Genomic DNA, 19,017 nt, shown 5'->3' on the forward strand with positions numbered 1-19,017 from the left:
TTATAGCTTACGAAAATTTCTTTTGTGCAAAACAGACTTTTTCATAATCTAACCCGATGTACAACCCTTCTGTGAGATTTCCGCGTCGATCAGCTCACGTAATTTCCGGTCCTTGCGATTATATTGTCAGCGGAAAAGGCGAGTTTCGAAATGTGGCATTAGGTCTTCTGAAGAAAGAAGACAAAGCCCTTGATGAACTAGACTAATATGACTAAGTTAATCTGGGTGGAGTTTAGGAGACTTTCGCTATGCGTACAGTCAATATTCATGAAGCCAAGACTCATCTGTCTCGATTGATTGAGGGTGCCATGAAAGGCGAAAGCTTCATCATTGCCAAAGCTGGTCGACCAATGGTGCGTGTCAGTCCAGTCTCATCTCCCGAAGAGCCACAGCAACGCCGTCTGGGTTTTCTTGCTGGAAGAATTCAGGTGCCCGAGGATTTTGATCGCATGGGACAAGAGGACATTATGTCTCTGTTCGATGGTTCGACATGAAGCTTCTTCTGGATACCCATCTGCTTCTCTGGGCGGCAGGGGAGCCTGATAAGCTATCAGCACGTGCGAAAGCTTTGATGGAAGATCAGCACAATGTTCTGCTCTTCAGTGCAGCCAGTTTATGGGAAATTACCATTAAGGCTGGGTTGGGGCGTGCAGACTTTCAAATAGATCCTCATCTGCTGCGGCGCGGTCTGATTGAAAATGGCTATCAGGAGCTACCAATCACTAGCCGGCACGCTCTGATGGTCGGACAACTGCCAGATGTGCATCGGGATCCATTTGACCGTATTCTCGTAGCACAGGCCACTGTGGAAGGACTACTTCTGCTGACCCATGATCCTCTTGTGCAGGCTTATCCTGGGCCTATCGAAGCTGTTTGAAAGATATGCAGTAAAGTTCGATATGTCCTCAATGGGCAGGTGTTTTTTACCGGACGATGAAAAATATCAGAGGTTGAGGATTGGTCACATACGGAATGGGGAGGTCTCTATCGCCTTCGCAAAGTGCAGAAAACAATGTTGTTTGATGCCGATGAGTGTTCCTCATGTGGTGACGTTAAAGGGAGCGATTATTAACCACTCCCTTTAACGTCTGTCTGTGTCGCTGCTGTAACGGCAGCACTATGTCGTCAGAATCTCATATCTCTTCTCTCTCGCGAGGCGATTTGAATTCCAGTTCTTCTTCAGGAACATCCTCACCAGCAAGGAGGCGATCATAAATGGCCCGTCTTTGTTTGATGATCTCCCGCAGCTCTGGGAGTTTTGCTTCCCCTTCCTTTGCAAGCATTGGAGCACCCTGACTGTCGTTCAGCCTGATCTGTTCTTTGGCCATCGTGAGATCGAACTTGGCCTGACCGAGAGTGAAACGGGCTTTGTCTATTTTTTGCTCCATCGTCATAGAGGTCCCTGCAGGCATCGTCTCGGTTTTGACCGTTAGAGAGGAGTTTTGCGGCTTTCCCTGAGCAGGTTGGGAGACAGGTTGCGGTATTTCAACGAATTCCGGTTTCCAGTCAGCAGGCAGTCTGCTGGGCATGATGGGTCTGTCAGCAACTCGGTCGTTGACGTCATTACTGCTCCTTGGTTGAGTGAGCTTGCCAAGTGCCAAACAAACACGTTTCCATTTCCATTGAATGAGTTTGCGTCCAGGACGATCCGATACGATTGAGATCCCGTCTGCTCGGGCTGCGTCAACTATTTCCTCCCAACCAATGTTGTCATCTCTTGCTTGGCGGATCGTTTCGTGGTGCTCGAACAACCATCGATAGAGTTTACCAGCCCGGCAGGATGCATGTTGTTTCATCGTTCGGGCTCTGAGTTTTTCTATACCTTTTGACACGTTGTTCTCCTCCTTGTCGGGAAGAATTGCCTGCGATGATGCGACGAGAAAGCTTTTCACAAGGAAGAGTCCCCACATGGACGTCATCTAGACCTAGCACTGACTATTGATCTGCCCCTGCATTGACCTAACTTTCGACCTCATTCTGACCTACGATCTGTCCACACTTTGACCACACATATTTCAGGGTCTTCATACACCATTGCACCCTCAGTGCGGCGGCTGCGCCGCTATGATCGGGTAGGCGGTAAAAGGGTGTGGTTTAACCACACCTTTTTACAAAATGAGGTTTATATTGAGGATACACAAACAAAGGGAGTCAGGATTACCGACATTATGCATCAAGGTAGCCGTGTGGCTTCTTTGTTAGATGAGTAGACTGATGTCATGTCTGATGGAGACGTCTTTCTGTAGCGAAAAAATGGAGCATGATCATGATGATGACCGCGAAGATTCAGGCCCTTCCTTTGGTATGTGAGGTTTCCCTGTGCAAGAGTGGTTGGGGAGGCGTACATTCTTGCCTACGGGGCGTGATGTTCCCGTTAGCTTGTGGTGAGTTATGAGGTTGTAACGATGTCTCCAGCCCCGCGCCTTCGGGTGCAGGGCATAGCTCAGAAAAGGCATCCGCATAGTTAGTATCACGCGGGCTTCTATGAAGGCTTGGGTTGGTATTATTGGTTAGATCAATAGATATTCATGATAAAAAAAGAGGCCTTCCCGATAAAGGGAAAGCCCCAATCACAACTGACTTGATAGAAAACGTTAGACAGACTGCGTCTTCATGTCAGCATTTTGCTTTGTTTCAAGCAGGTAGGGGCCTGCTGCACGAATAGTCATGGAGAGGATGCCCATTTTCCCATGTGTCAGGTGATTACCTAAGGACAGTTCCGCGTTCCCATTGGTCCATGCACAATCTGTCCAATCGGTATCATGCCAACCCGAAGGTTTTTCGTCCTGGAGGTGAGAAGTAATATCGAACTGCTGTTTGGCACATTGGAGTTGTACATCTGCGACAGCCACACCCATATAACGACGATCATCCACAAACGGACCAATCACGTCTGATGGACGGCTGGCACGAGAAATAATCCGCACAGAGTGTGTCTCAGGCGGCAGCATGAAGCTGTACTTATGTGCGGTTTTACGCATAGGCCGGATTACAGCACCAGTCTGGGTAACTAAATGCAGATCAGGTTCATTGGTCATTTCAATCAAATTAGGAGCAATCTGACAACCAATGATACTATTTTCACGCCACTCCAAAGCTCGGAACAACGGTTCTACAAAAGCACGATCCACACAAAGCGGTGCGCCCGCATCATTTTCCCAAGTGCGGACTTTGCCTCCAAGTGTGACCACAGAACCTTCTTGGCGGAAAGAGCGACGATTGCCCGTATCCAGGTAGCTTTCTGTCAGCATGCCATCGGCTTGGATGACAGAATGTTGCTCTGTTTCAACATGATAGTAATCATAAGAAGTAATCGATTTATCGTAGAAAATGGATACACCATTTACTAGCATGCGCACTGGCACAAAGCGACCTTTGAAGAATAAGCAGTGTTCAGACGTAATAAGCATATCCTTATAAGGAACACCATCGGCAATCGCGTCCTTGAGAATTCGGACTGGATAGCCAGCTTCATCATCTGCGAGTTCGGGGCGCACCGTAGCATGAGCCTTACCTGCCCAGATGACACTCCGAGATTCCTCCTTGCCATTCACGTATGTTGTAATCTCGTCACCCAAACGGATATTCTCAACGGGAACATCGCCATTGGGTGTCTGGATCATGCTGCCTGCCAGAAAGCAGGTTTCAATAGCGAGACTGCCATCGTCATCACGAACGAGATCAAACTGCTGGCCGGGAACGACATCAGACGTGTCAGGATCTAGTGTGACACTTGCCGTTCCACCACCCCCCGTAACTGTGAGAGTATATGTAGCAGCATCATAGCTGTATTTGGCAGAGGAATCATACGTCAACGTGGAGAAATCAATAAGTCCACCAGTTTTAAGGCCGACATTTGTTGCTGATCCACCATTTCCAACCGTTAACGTTCCGCCACTACTGATGGTAGCTTGATCAATAGTTCCGTTGGAATAACCACCTGAACTCGTTACAGGGTTATAGGAATATCCCCTTTCAACCGAGACATTCCCGCCACTTTGAATAGTTGCCGAAGTGATGGTGCCGCCCTGATTTTCAACTGTACCTCCACCAGATACGGTAATGGATGATATCTGAGAATTGGGATCAACCGCGACCTGTGCAGTATCGCCCACATTAACGCCACTTACTGCACCGCCAGATTCAACACTCATACTGGCACTTGCTGTCAGCGTGACATTGGAAAGCGTGCCTCCACGCAAATCAATCCCAGCACTGTTAGAGGCCGTAACAGTGTCAACACTCCCGCCATTCTCAACGATAAGATCAGCGCTACGATCACCATCTAACGAAATATCGGAGGCACGTCCGCCGCTCAGTGCGAAAATATTTCCGCCATCTGTTACTGTAATATGGGAAAGCGTTCCGTCACTCTGGACAAGAATAGACCCGATACCAGCCCCTCTACCCTCGGTTTGAGTCAAAGAAGCGCTTGTAAGATTACCTTCAACAACAACATGGTCTGGAGTGCCATAAGAGGCACCACTCACTGTTTGGCCAGATGAAATTGTCTGGGTAGTTGATGAAGGAAGTGGGTAATTAGACATAATAACCGTAACTTTCTTTGCATCTTCCATGAAGATCGCAAAATTGTGAAAAGAAATTCGACTTCATGAAATATTGAAACTATGTGAACCATCGTCACAAATACTGTGTCGATATCAAAAGCTTAGTCCTCTACACCTAAAAAAGATGGAGAGGACTAAGCGTTGTTCAGGCAGAATACTTACTGTTCAGAATAACTTTTGTATCCTGCTTCTGATAAGGACCTGCTGCCCGAATGTTCAGGGAAAGGATACCCATGCAATCCTGCGTCAGATCACCCAAGGGCAGAACGGCATCCCCGTTTGTCCATGCGCAATCTGTCCAGTCTGTATCATGCCAACCAGAAGGTTTTTCTACCTGAAGGTGAGCCGTTACAGCTTCCTGATGCTTGGCGGTGACAAAATACACATCCGCAACAGCTACACCCATCATGCGCCGATCATCCACGAATGGCCCAATCACATCAGCGGCCCTGCTGGCACGAGAAACAATGCGCACAGAAGCAATATTGGCTGGCAACATAAAGCTGTAACACGGCCCATCATGCCGGATAGGACGGATAACAGCACCACTTTCCGTAACGAGGTGCACATCAGGATCCTGCGTGAGATCCACTGAAGCCTGAGAACTGGCAAGATCTTTGTTTCGTGCTTCCAGTTTACGGAACAGGGGCTCAACAAATGCGCGGTCTACACACAGAGGTGCCCCGGCATCACTCTCCCAGCTTTTTGCGATATTGCGCAAACTTGCAACCTTACCTTCCTGACGGAAAGAGGAACGGTTGCCTGTATCCAGATAGCTTTCTGTCAACATGCCATCGGCAGTGATAACAGAATGCTGCTCTGTTTCTATGTGATAGTATTCATAAGAAGTGATGGACTTGTCGTAGACAATGGAAACACCATTGACCAGCATACGCGCAGGTACAAATTTGCCTTCAAAGAACAGGCAATGCTCTGGTGTAATCAGCATGTCTTTATAGGGTACGCCTTCTGCAATAGCGTTTTTCTGAACCCGGACAGGGTATCCTGCTTCATCATCTGGCATATTTGCATATGCGAAGGCATGCGATTTACCGACCCAGACGACCGGCTGAGTTACTTCCCTGTTGTTCTTCCAGTCGAAAGTAACAACTTCATCACCAATTTTGATGTTTTCAACGGCCACATCACCTTCTGGCGTGCGGATCATGCTGCCAGACAGGAAGCAGGTATAGGATGTGGTGCCGCCGTCAATCTTATAACTGCCATCGGCCAATTCTGTATACGATAAAATGACATTATCGTAATCTAGACCGTCACTGCCCGTAGTACTTGCGTACTGCTTGGGGACTAAAACGTTGACACCATAGTGAACCCCCGGTGCTTCGCTTGGTCTAGCCCCACCTTCGGGAATGGGGTTACTGGAGCTTGCAGACTCAATTATAAGATGTGACCCCGTAACACCTGAAACTTGACCGACAATTCCAATTTTCCCGGAATTTCCGCCAAATTTTCCGGGAATGCCGTTCAGAATCAAAGATGTATTGGAGTTGGGTGTGCCATCGTTATTGAGTAATCCGCTGACAACTGCATTCTGTAAAGCTGGATAACCAAATGTTTCGCCACCAACAGAACTATGGTCTGGAAGATTTGTCTGCTCAACCCAACTGCTCGGGGTGTCCATCATGACACTGGAGCCAGCCTTACTGATGTCCAATGTACCGTTAATTTGTGCGCTACCCTGCACTTCAAGGCTGGCGCCATTTACAACAATACCACCAGTGGAAGCAGTTGTTCCAATGCCAGAGTCGTTTGTGTTATTGCCTTTTTTGGTTCCGATAGTGGTTCCATTTTCCAGAATATAAAATTTTCCGGATTCCAGAGTTACCGTACCTGAATTGTTTTGCAGAACATACGGATCTTTTTGAGTGCCAGAACCGCTTGCTACATCGTTAGGTAAAGAAGACATTATATATCCTGATTTGCGCAAATACTTGTGGACAGGATTTTTCTGACAATAATTACTTTCCTCTTGTATTTTTGTTTTGATGTTATAAACTTTAGTTTGAGAGTGTTTTCTTAAAACTAGCCAACAATGGCATTTGCGCAAATCAGGAATTGCGTAAATTTGTATTCTTGGTTAAGTCTCTGCCATCGTCGCTTCAGGATGGCAAAACAGTGTCTCGTAAAATTGGATATGCCCGCGTCAGCACAATTGGTCAGACACTGGATGTGCAACTTCAAGCCCTACAAGATTATGGCTGCACTAAAATATTCCGCGAAAAAGCCAGTGGTGCTGATGCAGAGCGCATCCAACTTCAGAAACTCCTGAAAGGTCTGTCAAAAGGCGAGATTGTTGTTGTCACCCGCATTGATCGTCTGGCGCGGAGCACGTTTGATCTGTTTGGAATCGTTAAGGAAATCACCCAGAAAGGAGCACAGTTCTGCTCCATAGCGGAACCGTGGGCTGATACCATGACAAGCACTGGTCGTCTGATGCTGGCTGTATTGGGTGGTCTTGCTGATGTTGAGCGGGACTTGATCAGAACGCGCACTGCGGAAGGGCGATTACGTGCAACGCGGCGAGGTGTGAAAATGGGCCGTCCTGCGGTGATTACACAAGCACAGCGGCATGAAATAATACGTCGGCGTCAAAACGGAGAAACACTGAAGGTGATTGCCCAAAGTTATGGAATTAGCGCTGGAACGGTTTCACGGATTGTAACGGGAGCAGATAGCCATCGCTGTCGCAAACAACTCACAAACGAAGACTGAGCTTTTTATTTTTCGGAATGAACGGAAAAAGCCTGTACCAAATAGACTATAGTCTAATTGGGACAGACCGGAGCCACGGTGTATCAAGGGTTGCATGGTGGTTTTTCCGGGAGGGTTCAAATGGGACAGCGCGCGGTCATCTATTGCCGGGTTTCCACGGCCGATCAGTCCTGCGCGCGCCAGAAGGACGAGCTGACGCGGTTTGCCGAACGCGCGGGCTATGAAGTGCTGGGCGTTTTCATGGAGACCGGCTCTGGTATCCGGGTGGATCGGGCCGAGCGTCGAAAGGTCATGGCACTGGCCCAGGCCCGTGAAATTGACGCCATTCTGGTGACGGAGCTGTCCCGCTGGGGGCGCTCGACCATTGATCTCATCTCCACGCTTCAGGAACTGGAGAGCTATCGTGTTTCCCTGATCGCCATAACGGGGATGACGTTTGACTTAGCGACGCCGCATGGACGGATGCTGGCGACGGTTCTGGCCGGGATTGCGGAGTTCGAGCGGGATCTGATCAGCGAGCGGGTGAAGTCCGGTCTGGCCGCTGCCAGGGCGCGTGGGAAGGTTCTCGGCCGACAGAAAGGAGAGCGGCCGAAGTCTGACCGTCTGGCTCCGAAGGTTCTGGCGCTGGTGGCTGAAAAGCGGAGTTATCGGTGGATCGCCCGCGATCTGGGAATCAGCAAGAACACTGTTGCTGCCATTGTGCAAAGGGAAAGATAACACGTCATCGTGTTTATATGTTAACACAAAAACATGATAGCATTATATGGGTGCTAATGGCATCGGTATGAGACATGCGGAATATTGGGTTCAATTAGATCGTCAATTTTTTTGAGGAAGATATTGAGTTATCAAAATAACATGGTAATTAGTTAATGTGTTAACACGGAAACATGGTGGCATGAAAACAATCGCGATCATTAGTCAGAAGGGAGGCGCTGGGAAGACGACGCTTGCCCTACACTTGGCTACTAGTGCCAGTGCCGCTGGATACGTTTCTCTGATCCTTGATACCGATCCCCAAGCGACTGCAAGTTCATGGAAAGCATGGCGGGGGGATGTCGAGCCTGATGTGGTGGATTGTGCGGCTCACGCCTTGTTATCAAGAAAGCTGGAACAAGCGTCCGAACTGGGCGCAGAACTATCGATAATAGATACTCCCCCACATGCCGATATTATGGCGCGTGAGGCGTGTCGTGTCGCTGATTTCTTGTTAATTCCATGCAGACCACGTGCTTTCGATATGGACGCTGTTAGAACAACGGCGGAACTTGTGCGAGCCAGTGGCAAGCCTGCCTTCGTGATTTTTACTGCGGGTCCTCCTCGTGCGCCCCAAGTTTATAAGGAGGCGGCCGAGGTTGTGGCGCAGTTTGGTATCCCTGTTGCTCCTGTTGTTTTGCCTGAGCGTGCAGTTTTTCATCATAGCGTTGGTTCCGGTCGTACTGCGCAGGAAGCGGAGCCGGAAAGCAAGGCTGCTGCTGATATAGCACTGTTGTGGAATTGGGTGTGTGATCAAGTTAACATGCCATCACACAAACAAGATGACACAAAAACGCGTTAGCAATTTTCTAAGTTAAGGACATACGGCATGAGTCGGTTTGCTGGTCTCAAAAAGACGGTCGCGCCATCGGTTGTGGAACCGGCAGCGCAAATGGTGGTAGAGAAAGCCCGTCCACGTAATCCGAGAGAAGGTAAGCGGGCTGTGGTGGGGTATTTTTCCCCAGCAGTTAGCAAAGGACTACATCAACTTGCGCTTGATACTGATACAACTATTCAGGGTTTGATCGGGGAGGCCATTGATGATTTGATGCGTAAGCACGGTCGTCATCCTTTTGGAGAGCGCTGACTATCTATTTAGATAGATTATGCTTGTATATTTGTACAATCAGGGTTGACCACGCTTAGCAAACCACGTCTCGCAGAATTTGATGAAATGCCGCTCAGGGTTCTTCGGAGCGATCTCGTTATCACCCAGCCACATGCGCCATTCTCTTTCGAGATGATGCACATCCCACCCTGGTGCGATGTTCCGAGCGTCCCCGTAAATATCAGGATCAAGCGCACCCATCCAAGCCTCGGCTACTGGCTCGGCAGCTTTCATTGTGCCGCGATTGATGAATGTTACCATGTCTTTCTGAGGATCGAATTCGACACGGTAATCCGGTAGATGATCGCTTGCAGCGAGGTTCTTTATCATCTGTCGGAACAATTTTTCTGGGCTTTGAGAGCCTGATTTTTTCAGTAGGATCTCAAGAGAGGCTTTCCATGTCGCTTGCTGACCGCAATGTTTGCGGGCGAGTTCATAAACGCGTCGTTCCAGCGGTTTGCGCAGCCGGAAATAATCACGATGCAGTGTCAGAACATCATTGCTCTTAATTGCGTTAAAGACCCAATCCGATAGCTTGATCTCGCAATGCAATAGGCGGCCGTCGAGGCCAAGTTTGCGGCGGATGGATGAAGCGTCGATCAGGCCAAAACCGTCCACCTGTTCTTCGTCGCCTGTGACAATGTTAGTGCGGATACGTGTGCCTTCAAGGCGGTCGAGGGCTTCGATAAGGGCTTTGTAATCCTTACCTGCCGTGCCGCGATTGGTGAAGATGAGTAAGTCACGGCTGCTGATCCGCACCCGTTGCGATACTTTTTCCCCGGCCTTTATTTTCGCCATGATCTGCGAAATACAGTAGATCAGAATATCTTTATCGTAGATTGTAGCAAGGCCCTTCACGCTTGGCGTGATTTCCAGCCATTGCCCATTATGTTCATAGCGACGAACGGAAGTCTCGGGTTTTTTAGACAAGGAATAAAACGGATGCTCCATTTGCGGCATCACGTCTTTAAGCACGGCATCTGCCACGTCGCAGATGAATAAGTCATGCTGAGGATGACGCTCCGGCAGGAGGGCCTCATGGACAACAGGCAGATTCGGGGTTTCAGATACCATACCTCAAGTTCGGGGTTTTACATACCAGCGTCAAGTGATTCGGGGTTTTAAATACCAAAACCGAGATTCGGGGTTTTAAATACCAAGATTCGGGGTTTTAAATACCAAGATTCGGGGTTTTAAATACCAAACTGGGGAAAAATCCAGAAATTCCGTTTTTATATCAATGTATTAAATGGATGCTAGAATCGCTTAACACAGAATCTAACACCTATTTAACACCATCTTCGACCATCTAATCTGTGGATAACTCACAAACCCCAAAAATTTCCAGCCAAATTGAACCCAAACACCGCCTCTTGGGGGCTACGCCCCCGCCGGCTCGCGGCCATAGGCCGCCCCGATCGCGCTTCGCACGATCTCCCACCCGGCATCCCCATGCTCGCCCTTTCTGGGCTGCGCTCAACGGACACGCCTACGGCGCGAAATCATAATCTGACGATGCAATGCATCGTCTCTCCACCAGCACCTCCCTCTCCCGCGTCGGCGCCTCTGGCGCCCTACGGGGCTCCCGCTCCGCGCTCGCCCGACGCCTGCAACGCCAGAAAACCCGGGTAAAATCGTAATCTGCTCAAGACGCACCGGTGTTCAGACGATCATTCAGCAACTCACGTGTTGCAGCATGCTCGCCAGACGCCACAGGATGGCCTTACAGGCGTTACCATGTGTAGTGGCTAGTTTTGGGGGTGGGCGATAACGGGCATTACGCTTTGTGCGGCCTCCTATGGCGCTCTGCTGGCTTTGTCAGAAGTTAATGGGCTGTCCATTTCTGTCTGACCGTCCAGATACCCTCCTTCTGACTTTTGGCGGGATAGTTCTGATTGAAAAACCCAAGCGTTAGGGATATAGTGAATTATGCCGACGCTTCTACGCATCAATGGATTTCGTGTCGTGATTTACACGGCAGATCATGTGCCAATGCACGTTCACGTCATAAGCGCGGATGGGGAAGCGGTAATTGAAATTGGCAGGAAAGCCCGCCTGATACGGGCAGGTGGCATGAAGGATAAGGTTATACAGGAAGCCCTTGTCATCGTGCAGGACCACACTGAGATGTTGGCGGAAGCATGGGAGAAGATACATGGCGAATGACATGAACTATCAGGCCGCTCGTGAAGCAGACGCGCTCCATAGAGCGACGGTTCCTCATGCGGTCTCCGCACGGTTGATCCGTGCGCGCCGCGCCCTTCATGTCACGCTCTCCAACGGTGTTGAAATGAGCGTGCCTGTGGATCTGCTACAGGATTTACAAGGGGCTTCCCTGAATGATCTGGCTGAGATCGAGATCACACCGCTGGGTAATGGCCTTCACTGGCCCCGTCTTGATGCTGATGTTCTGGTCGAAGGCCTCATCCACGGTATCTATGGTTCCCGAAGCTGGATGGCAGCACAGATGGGACGTGTGGGCGGATCATCCGCCAGTCCCGCAAAGGCGGCAGCCGCACGTCGGAATGGCACGAAAGGCGGTCGGCCCAGAAACGTCGCGTAAGAAAGACTGCTGATCACTGTGAGCTAGACAGGCCGGTGAGCATAGTGGTTGCTGAATCCCCCTAATGTTATTACATTAGTAATAACATTAGGGGGATTCACTATGGTCGAGCTGAAAGTGCGAAAGTTCGGAAACTCACTCGGGGTCGTGCTGCCCAAGGAAGTGATTTCACGGCTGAACACCCAGGACGGCGCGCCCCTGTATCTGACCGAAGCACCAGACGGCGGCTATCGGCTCGTACCCTATGATCCTGATTTCGAAACCAAAATGACAAAGGCTGAGGATATTATGCGGCGCTACCGTGATACGCTGCATGTTCTGGCGCAATGACAGTCTTCGTCTGGATAGACGAACGCGAAGCCCTGATCCTGCATGACCGGCTGTTGGGGCTGCATGGGGGCGCTTCCGGCGTACGGGATGCAGGTCTTCTGAAATCCGCACTTGCCCGGCCACAGCAGCATGCGGCCTATGCAGATCCGCTGGATCCAGTGCATCTGGCGGCCGTCTATACGGCAAGTGTCGTCAAAAACCATCCTTTCATCGATGGGAACAAGCGTACGGGCTTTGTACTCGGTGTGCTGTTTCTGGAACTGAACGGCTATCGTTTCACGGCAGCCCAGGAAGATGCAGCAAATGCGGTTCTCTCACTGGCGGCAGGTCAGATGGACGAACTGGGCTATGTGATGTTCCTCGCCGCCAATGTCGCATCCGAAAGGGTATGACGGTAGCGAGGAACGCGATGGGCATGCTTTTTTCGTTTCCTGAGGTGGTCCTGGCGATATTTGCCTTGATAGACCAGACTAATATGACTAAGTCTTTATTGGGTAAACTCAGGGGCTTTCGCTATGCGCACAGTTAACATCCACGAAGCCAAGACCCATCTGTCCCGGCTGATTGACGCGGCCATGAAAGGGGAAAGCTTCATCATTGCCAAAGCTGGCCGACCGATGGTGCGGGTCAGCCCGATTACGGCTCCTGAAGAGTTACAGCAACGGCGTCTGGGGTTTCTTGCTGGAAAAATCCGGGTGCCCGAAGATTTTGATCGCATGGGACAGGACGATATTGTGTCTCTGTTCGACGGTCCGGCATGAGGCTCCTTCTGGATACCCATCTGCTGCTTTGGGCAGCCGGAGAGCCTGACAAGCTGTCAGCCCGGGCGAAAACCCTGATGGAAGATCAGGACAATGTTCTGGTCTTCAGTGCTGCCAGTCTCTGGGAGATCACCATTAAGACCGGGCTGGGCCGTGCAGACTTCCAGGTCGATCCTCATCTGCTGCGACGCGGTCTGATTGAAAACGGTTATGAGGAGTTACCGATCACCAGCCAGCATGCCCTGGCCGTGAGACACCTGCCAGATGTGCATCGGGATCCTTTTGACCGTATCTTGGTAGCTCAGGCCATGGTGGAAGGATTGCTTCTGCTGACCCATGATCCGCTGGTAAAGGCTTATCCTGGCCCGATCGAAGCCGTTTGAAGGATATCGACCACTATGAGCAGCAAAAACAGGTCCATGCCCTCGCTGCACAGTGACGAAGCGGCCGAGGATTTCGTCGCGACCGCCGATCTGACCCAATATGATCTGTCCAGTTTCAAACCCATGCGCTTTGAGATCGAACCCAAGGCAGATGCCCTCAACATGCGCCTGCCAGCGTCCCTGCTGGACGCCGTGAAAGCCAGGGCTAAGGCAAAGGGCATCCCTTACACACGCTATGTCCGGATGCTGCTGGAAACCGATGTCGCACAGATGCGGTAAAGCTTATTCCGACCAGAACAGAGGAGATCGGACGATGTAGGTACGCTCGGAAATCACTCCGCGCGTCATGGAGGGGAAGCTCCCATGTCTCGCACCTATCATCACAGCCGCAAACACGGTCGTGATCATCGCTGGGCCAATCGGCCAGATCGCTGTGGTTATGGAGGCTCACGTGAAGCCTCTGAATCCCCCAACTGGTACAGCCATCTGCACGATATCCGCCCTGGCCGTTATCATGACAGGCATGTTGCCCGCCTGATCATCAAGGGCGACCTTGATCCTATCGAGGCCGTCTTTCCGTATACCGGAACCCGGCGACCCCACGAATATTACTGGTAACCTTTAGCGCGGGAATGAGAGATCGTTCCCGCGTTCTGTTTCCGTCTGGATTTTCAGGCCTGTTTGGACCTGCGCTTCCGTTTTCAGCTTGGTGCGGGATTTCGTATCTTCCCTCAAATACCCCAATCTGAGCTGATGATTGCAAACCGCGCACTCAATGACTACAATGCTGTCATTGCTTAATGGAGGTTCCCATGGCCGTTATGACCATCCGCAATATCGATGACAGTCTCAAACAGCGGCTTCGTCTGCGCGCGGCGCAGCATGGGCGTTCCATGGAAGAAGAGGTACGCGATATCCTGCGCTCCGCTCTTTTCGCTGAAGTATCGCAGGGGATGGATGCCGGTCAGGTCATCCATCAGCGTTTTGCCAAGCTGGGAGGGGTGGATCTGCCTTCCGTGTCCCGTGAGGCCATCAGGGACGTGGATTTCGGGATGTGATCGTTCTCGACACCAACATCCTCTCCGAACTGATGCGCTCCGGGCCTGACGGGGCGGTGCTGGCCTGGATGTCCCGTCAGTCCATGATGACCCTCTTTATCACGGCCATTACCCAGGCCGAGATCCTGTATGGGCTGGCGCTGCTGCCGGAAGGACGACGTCGGGATCTGCTGATCGCAGCCGCCCGTGCCATGTTCGAAGAGGATTTCTCCGGCCGTATCCTGCCTTTCGACGGAGAGGCGGCCCGTGTTTATGCTGAGATCGCCTCCCGACGCCGGCAGGCCGGAGAACCCATCAGTCAGTTTGATGCACAGATCGCGGCCATCACGCAGTCCCGTGGCGCATCCCTTGCGACACGGAATACACGCGATTTCCTCAATTGCGGTATTACCCTCATCAATCCATGGGACGAGGCGTAGGGAGGGCGTCAATGGCGGCTTGAATCCGGGGCCAGATCGGCGTCCAGAAGAGCAAGGACCTGATCGGCCGGGACTGCGGGTTTCGTACTGTTGCGTACCTTGCGGATTGCAGCCCTTTTGGCAGCCCGTTCGTCGGAAAGATTCGTCATGGTCATGTCTTCATCGCCTCGTGTTTCGTGGCAGCGACAGGAGCAGAAATCCGCCATGCGTAATCGCAGACATTATCAAGCAATTCTGCTCGTTGTGTCTGACTGTAAGCCATAACGAAATCAGCGACGATTTTTTCTGGCACACCGTCCTGTAGAAGATTGGCAGCCGTTTCTGCTATTTCCAGATTGACCGCCTCATTGAGCAAGACCAGGGCGTCCGTATCGGTCATACGCTTTGCTGCCCGTGAAACGAACCGGGCATTCAGATTCCACATCCATTGATGACGATTGATTTTATCAGAAAACCATTCTGGAGAAGGGGCGTTTCCAGAGAGCGCGTATTGTGACGCCCGTAGATTTCTGTTCCATTACGGGATCACGACACGAAAGTGTATTTTACGTACGCTTGGAGTGAACACCTGTAGAACTGGCCACATTGAGGTTCACGCAACAAGTAGGGATGCAGGTACCCGAAGCGGTCGTAACGCGCCAGCTTCGGGCTGCTCATCGACATTCCAGCGATAGTCGCCTGTCAGAGAAATATGCTCCCAGCCGAGGGGTGCGATATGCTGGGCCAGGTCATCTGAAATACCGAGCGTCGTGATGGCAGACTGAAGATAGCGCGTATTCCATAGGATGACCGCTGCCACCAGCAGGTTCAGACCTGACGCCCGATAGGCCTGATTTTCAAAACGCCGATCCCGCAGTTCGCCAAGCTGATTGAAGAAGAGCGCCCGAGCCAGCGCATTCCGGGCTTCTCCCTTATTGAGTCCAGCCTGGGTTCGTCTGCGCAAATCCAGATCCTGTATCCAGTCGAGCATAAAAATTGACCGTTCGATCCGGCCGACTTCGCGCAAAGCCACAGCCAGACCATTCTGACGGGGGTAAGATCCGAGTTTGCGCAGCATGGCCGAAGCGGTCACGGTTCCACTCCGAATAGATGTGACGAGACGCAGCAGGTCGTCCCAGTGTTCCACAATATGGTTGGTATTGATCAGGTCACCGGCCATCCCACCCAGAAGTTCGCCCGGGTGTTGTCCCGGAAAAAGGTGAAGTTTCCGCTCTTTCAGATCCCGTATCCTGGGCGCAAATCGATAACCAAAGAAGGGCATCAGCCCGAAAACATGATCCGATGCCCCACCCGTATCTGTATAATGCTCTTCAATGGAAAGTCCGTTAGCATGATAAAGCAGTCCATCCAGAACATAGGGCGCTTCACCGGCCGTCGCAGCAATCACCCGGGTCGAAAACGGATCATACTGATCGGAGATGTGGGTGTAGAAACTGACGCCCGGTTCACTGCCATTGCGCGCATTGATATCGCTGATCGCAGCGCCTCTGCCACCTGCATGAAACAATTGACCATCACTTGAGGACGATGTGCCGTCTCCCCAGAGTGACGCCAGGGGCAGCCCACGATGGGCTGCAACCATACGGCCAAGGGCTTCGGCGTATCCGGCCTCGCTGATATGCCAGTCATGCAGATGCGCCAACTGGCGCAGGGTGGCACCCTGACAGGTGTCGGCCATGCGTGTCAGACCAAGATTAATCCCATCCGCCAGGATCACCGTCAGCAGGGCGTTTTTGTCATCCGCGACACGGCTGGAACGGCGATGGGTAAAGCAGTCGGTGAAGCTGATCCAGCGGTCCACTTCCAGCAGAAGATCAGTAATCTTGATCCGTGGCAGCCGGTCGTAAGCCGCCCGCCTCAACTCTTCCACAGCAGGGGGTGTAATTGCTTTCAGAGGCGAAATCACAAGACCATGTGCATCAAGCCGGACCTGTGACAACTCGCCCTTCCTGGCAAGAGCCGTCACCCGGTTCAGCGCGGTTTCCAGAACTGCACGCCGTTGAGAAAGGAACGTGTCAGCCGTAGCATTGATCGCCAGAGGCAACGGTCCTTGCGCGCGCATCGCTGCAAACGTGGCTTCCGGAAGAAGGTAGGTGTCGAATGCGCGGTATTGGCGACTTTCCGTTACCCAGATGTCTCCGGCACGCAGACGCTCGCGCAGCTGGGTCAGAACACAGAGTTCGTAAGCCTGTCGTATGACTGTTCCCTCTGGCCTGACAAAGCTGAGCCAGGAAGGCGGAATGAAACGGATCGGACAGGAGTCAGGCAAGCGGCGTTTACCGGTCCGATAGAGGTCTCCAATGATCTGCACCGCCTTCAGTAATCCCTGTACCGTGCGACCACCCTGAAACTGGAACGCGTTCAGGAATGGACCAATGGCAGGACGAAGAGAGCGATGCCGGTTGATCAGTTCGGCCGTGCGATCAATGGTCTCTGGAGCTGTCAGGGTTTCAGCCCTGCCGATGGCGTCCTGGAGGCGGGGCCAGTCAATTCCCGTAATGGCAGACAGTGAATCAACACCCTGATCACGCGCCTCAATCAGATGACGGCAGGAGGTTGTCAGCAGACGAAGCTGGGCCTGCAACGATCGCATGGTGACAATCGCTTTGTCACGGATCCGGTGCTCGGCACGGCGCATCATGCTTCCGAGGAGTTTGTCCATCATTGTGAGGGTCGCGTCGGTTAGAACCTCCTCAAGTCGGACCCCGGCTGCCACCAGAATGGCGTAACGACGGGATGACCGAAGCTCGGCCAGATGCTGGGGCGTAATCCGGGCAGCTTCTTCGCTCAAACGGTCAAAGGCCACACGCGGTATGGTCGTGGCGCGAGCACTGTCGAGGTTCAGGGATCGTACATACTCCAGGCGTTCCAGCAATCGCAGGATATTGCGCGCGGCTGGTGACAGGGGCGGGTTACGCAGCCACGAGAGCGAGGAGGCACTGCGATCGCCACGACGCTCCAGCATTTTGTCCAAACGACAACGGGTTTCCGGCGGCAGATCCCCTGCAAGGACGTCATGGACAAGGTGATCGGCCTGCTGGCGAGCACGGCGCACCAAGGCTTCAATGACAGTGACCGACGGCAGGAGAATGCTTCGGCGACGCATCTCGTCAATCAGGATCGCAGCCATGCGGGATGGCTGGGTCACATGATGTGCAATTGGCATCGCGAAACCGGTCATGTCATGAAATGCCGACCGATCGAAGGTTCGGTAGCCATAACGCTTCATCAGGTGGGTCAGATGGGATCGACGGGTTTCGTCACGACGTCCGTAATGGGACCAGAGCCCAGGGGACAGGTCGAGCTGCCGCGCAACAAATGACAGAATGGGAGCCGGTAGTGTTTCACCAGATTCCAGCACCCGTCCCGGCCAGCGCATGTAGAGCATGACCATCGCAAAACCCAATCGGGAGGTTTCTCCGCGGCGGGTTGCGATCAGATCGAAGTCATCCTGGCTGAGTGTAAAATGTCTCGTGATCTCGCGATCATCGACAGAAGGCTCGTAATGTCGGGCGAGAGCTTCACGGGTCAGAAGACGGCGCCGCGCCATGATCGGATGTCTCCTTCATGTGTCCGGAAGGGGATCGTTGGACGGACTGTCCCGGACAAGTGCAACACGTCATGGAATACAGCCGTGTGCTGAGTCTCATAAAGATAGTACCATATTTTTTGCAGTGATGGGGCCATATACGTTACATTCTCTCGTATGACACATATATTGGTCGGCTACGCCCGCTGCTCGACGGACAAACAGGATCTCGCGGCCCAGCATCAGGAACTGCTCAAACTCGGTGTTTCTGCCGATCGTATTTACACCGACAAGGGCTTCACCGGCACGAACCGGGAAAGGGCCGGCCTTGACCAGGCACTGGCGGCTGTTCGTAGTGGCGATACTTTGGTCGTACCAAAGCTTGATCGACTGGCCCGCTCTGTCCCTGATGCACGGCTTATTGGCGACAGCCTGGCATCCCGTGGCGTGAAGCTTCAACTTGGGAACAGTATTCACGATCCGTCTGATCCAATGGGCAAGTTGTTCTTCAACATCCTTGCGACTTTCGCGGAGTTTGAAGCCGATCTGATCCGGATGCGTACTCGTGAAGGGATGGCCGTTGCACGCGACAAAGGTAAACTACGCGGAAAGAAACCCAAGCTTTCTGAACGTCAGCAAAAAGAGCTTCGCCGGATGTATGATACCGGCGATTACTCCATCAGCGATCTTTCAGAACTGTTTTCTATTTCTCGGCCAACTGTCTATCGAACTCTCAGCAGAACAGCCTCAACGTTCTTGTTGGGTTCACTCTAAGCGTACGTAAAGTACACTTTCGTGTCGTGACCCCA

General features: G+C 52.0%; 24 protein-coding genes. 17 read left to right on the plus strand and 7 right to left on the minus strand.

Translation table 11 applies throughout. The features are described 5' to 3' along the window. The first annotated feature begins 248 nt into the window (after positions 1 to 248). Both FKW31_RS10275 and FKW31_RS10280 read left to right on the plus strand, forming a co-directional pair. Positions 249 to 494 (plus strand): type II toxin-antitoxin system Phd/YefM family antitoxin, encoded by a 246-nt coding sequence (locus FKW31_RS10275; protein WP_150178499.1) that lies wholly within the window; start codon positions 249 to 251, stop codon positions 492 to 494. After that, on the plus strand, positions 491 to 877 hold the full coding sequence (locus FKW31_RS10280) for a type II toxin-antitoxin system VapC family toxin (protein WP_150178500.1): 387 nt from the start codon (positions 491 to 493) through the stop codon (positions 875 to 877). Before FKW31_RS10275 ends, FKW31_RS10280 begins: the two co-directional genes overlap by 4 nt. A gap of 256 nt (positions 878 to 1,133) precedes the next feature. On the opposite strand, the gene FKW31_RS10285 is transcribed toward FKW31_RS10280, so the two are convergent. The 3 genes from FKW31_RS10285 to FKW31_RS10295 form a co-directional block, all read right to left on the minus strand. Next, positions 1,134 to 1,892, minus strand: a complete 759-nt coding sequence (locus FKW31_RS10285) for a hypothetical protein (RefSeq protein WP_238332798.1) — start codon at positions 1,890 to 1,892, stop codon at positions 1,134 to 1,136. Between the two features lie 702 nt (positions 1,893 to 2,594). Beyond that, complete coding sequence (locus FKW31_RS10290) at positions 2,595 to 4,547, minus strand: Hint domain-containing protein (protein WP_238332799.1); 1,953 nt, start codon at positions 4,545 to 4,547, stop codon at positions 2,595 to 2,597. A gap of 166 nt (positions 4,548 to 4,713) precedes the next feature. Continuing rightward, on the minus strand, positions 4,714 to 6,495 hold the full coding sequence (locus tag FKW31_RS10295) for a Hint domain-containing protein (protein ID WP_150178503.1): 1,782 nt from the start codon (positions 6,493 to 6,495) through the stop codon (positions 4,714 to 4,716). Between the two features lie 209 nt (positions 6,496 to 6,704). Between FKW31_RS10295 and FKW31_RS10300 the strand changes: the two genes are divergently transcribed. The 4 genes from FKW31_RS10300 (at position 6,705) to FKW31_RS10315 (ending at position 9,144) form a co-directional block, all read left to right on the plus strand. Then, positions 6,705 to 7,301, plus strand: coding sequence for a recombinase family protein (locus tag FKW31_RS10300; RefSeq protein ID WP_150178504.1), 597 nt, complete (start codon positions 6,705 to 6,707; stop codon positions 7,299 to 7,301). Positions 7,302 to 7,421: 120 nt separating this feature from the next. Then, entirely contained in the window at positions 7,422 to 8,018 is a 597-nt protein-coding gene (locus tag FKW31_RS10305) for a recombinase family protein (protein WP_150178505.1), read from the plus strand. A 181-nt stretch (positions 8,019 to 8,199) separates the two neighbouring features. After that, positions 8,200 to 8,859, plus strand: coding sequence for a ParA family partition ATPase (gene parA / locus FKW31_RS10310; protein ID WP_010666790.1), 660 nt, complete (start codon positions 8,200 to 8,202; stop codon positions 8,857 to 8,859). Positions 8,860 to 8,886: 27 nt separating this feature from the next. Continuing rightward, complete coding sequence (locus FKW31_RS10315) at positions 8,887 to 9,144, plus strand: ribbon-helix-helix domain-containing protein (protein ID WP_150178506.1); 258 nt, start codon at positions 8,887 to 8,889, stop codon at positions 9,142 to 9,144. A 39-nt stretch (positions 9,145 to 9,183) separates the two neighbouring features. Here the strand turns inward: FKW31_RS10315 and FKW31_RS10320 are convergent, their stop codons facing one another. Beyond that, positions 9,184 to 10,239, minus strand: coding sequence for a replication initiator protein A (locus FKW31_RS10320; protein WP_150178507.1), 1,056 nt, complete (start codon positions 10,237 to 10,239; stop codon positions 9,184 to 9,186). Between the two features lie 855 nt (positions 10,240 to 11,094). On the opposite strand from FKW31_RS10320, the gene FKW31_RS10325 reads away from it, so the two are divergent. From FKW31_RS10325 to FKW31_RS10370, 10 genes are all read left to right on the plus strand, one after another. After that, positions 11,095 to 11,331: a DUF4160 domain-containing protein gene (locus FKW31_RS10325; protein ID WP_238332800.1), complete on the plus strand. Its 237-nt coding sequence runs from the start codon at positions 11,095 to 11,097 to the stop codon at positions 11,329 to 11,331. Further along, a complete protein-coding gene (locus tag FKW31_RS10330) occupies positions 11,321 to 11,728 on the plus strand; it encodes a DUF2442 domain-containing protein (protein WP_150178508.1) in 408 nt (135 codons plus the stop codon). Before FKW31_RS10325 ends, FKW31_RS10330 begins: the two co-directional genes overlap by 11 nt. 102 nt (positions 11,729 to 11,830) lie before the next feature. After that, positions 11,831 to 12,058, plus strand: a complete 228-nt coding sequence (locus FKW31_RS10335; RefSeq protein ID WP_019088712.1) for an AbrB/MazE/SpoVT family DNA-binding domain-containing protein — start codon at positions 11,831 to 11,833, stop codon at positions 12,056 to 12,058. After that, positions 12,055 to 12,450 (plus strand): type II toxin-antitoxin system death-on-curing family toxin, encoded by a 396-nt coding sequence (locus FKW31_RS10340; RefSeq protein WP_150178509.1) that lies wholly within the window; start codon positions 12,055 to 12,057, stop codon positions 12,448 to 12,450. Before FKW31_RS10335 ends, FKW31_RS10340 begins: the two co-directional genes overlap by 4 nt. Positions 12,451 to 12,573: 123 nt before the next feature. Continuing rightward, positions 12,574 to 12,819, plus strand: coding sequence for a type II toxin-antitoxin system Phd/YefM family antitoxin (locus FKW31_RS10345; RefSeq protein WP_006560453.1), 246 nt, complete (start codon positions 12,574 to 12,576; stop codon positions 12,817 to 12,819). Next, the gene (locus FKW31_RS10350; RefSeq protein WP_150178510.1) at positions 12,816 to 13,202 is read left to right on the plus strand and encodes a type II toxin-antitoxin system VapC family toxin; all 387 of its coding nucleotides are present in this window, start codon (positions 12,816 to 12,818) and stop codon (positions 13,200 to 13,202) included. Before FKW31_RS10345 ends, FKW31_RS10350 begins: the two co-directional genes overlap by 4 nt. Before the next feature lie 15 nt (positions 13,203 to 13,217). Next, on the plus strand, positions 13,218 to 13,481 hold the full coding sequence (locus FKW31_RS10355; RefSeq protein WP_150178511.1) for a BrnA antitoxin family protein: 264 nt from the start codon (positions 13,218 to 13,220) through the stop codon (positions 13,479 to 13,481). Positions 13,482 to 13,565: 84 nt separating this feature from the next. Further along, the gene (locus FKW31_RS10360; RefSeq protein ID WP_150178512.1) at positions 13,566 to 13,820 is read left to right on the plus strand and encodes a hypothetical protein; all 255 of its coding nucleotides are present in this window, start codon (positions 13,566 to 13,568) and stop codon (positions 13,818 to 13,820) included. 194 nt (positions 13,821 to 14,014) lie between these two features. Beyond that, entirely contained in the window at positions 14,015 to 14,260 is a 246-nt protein-coding gene (locus FKW31_RS10365) for a FitA-like ribbon-helix-helix domain-containing protein (protein WP_193562069.1), read from the plus strand. After that, positions 14,257 to 14,679: a type II toxin-antitoxin system VapC family toxin gene (locus tag FKW31_RS10370; protein WP_150178514.1), complete on the plus strand. Its 423-nt coding sequence runs from the start codon at positions 14,257 to 14,259 to the stop codon at positions 14,677 to 14,679. Before FKW31_RS10365 ends, FKW31_RS10370 begins: the two co-directional genes overlap by 4 nt. Before the next feature lie 8 nt (positions 14,680 to 14,687). Here FKW31_RS10370 and FKW31_RS16065 read toward each other — a convergent pair whose 3' ends face one another. The 3 genes from FKW31_RS16065 to FKW31_RS10380 all read right to left on the minus strand — a co-directional run bounded on the left by FKW31_RS16065 (position 14,688) and on the right by FKW31_RS10380 (position 18,229). Next, positions 14,688 to 14,834 (minus strand): hypothetical protein, encoded by a 147-nt coding sequence (locus FKW31_RS16065; protein WP_166443401.1) that lies wholly within the window; start codon positions 14,832 to 14,834, stop codon positions 14,688 to 14,690. Further along, complete coding sequence (locus FKW31_RS10375) at positions 14,831 to 15,058, minus strand: hypothetical protein (RefSeq protein WP_238332801.1); 228 nt, start codon at positions 15,056 to 15,058, stop codon at positions 14,831 to 14,833. Before FKW31_RS10375 ends, FKW31_RS16065 begins: the two co-directional genes overlap by 4 nt. Before the next feature lie 213 nt (positions 15,059 to 15,271). Continuing rightward, positions 15,272 to 18,229: a Tn3 family transposase gene (locus FKW31_RS10380; protein WP_150178516.1), complete on the minus strand. Its 2,958-nt coding sequence runs from the start codon at positions 18,227 to 18,229 to the stop codon at positions 15,272 to 15,274. 156 nt (positions 18,230 to 18,385) lie between these two features. Here FKW31_RS10380 and FKW31_RS10385 point away from each other — a divergent pair, with 156 nt between their 5' ends. Continuing rightward, entirely contained in the window at positions 18,386 to 18,982 is a 597-nt protein-coding gene (locus tag FKW31_RS10385; protein WP_124307159.1) for a recombinase family protein, read from the plus strand. Positions 18,983 to 19,017: the final 35 nt, after the last annotated feature.

It is taken from the genome of Acetobacter sp. DmW_136 (assembly GCF_008690365.1).
Lineage (GTDB): Bacteria > Pseudomonadota > Alphaproteobacteria > Acetobacterales > Acetobacteraceae > Acetobacter > Acetobacter oryzifermentans.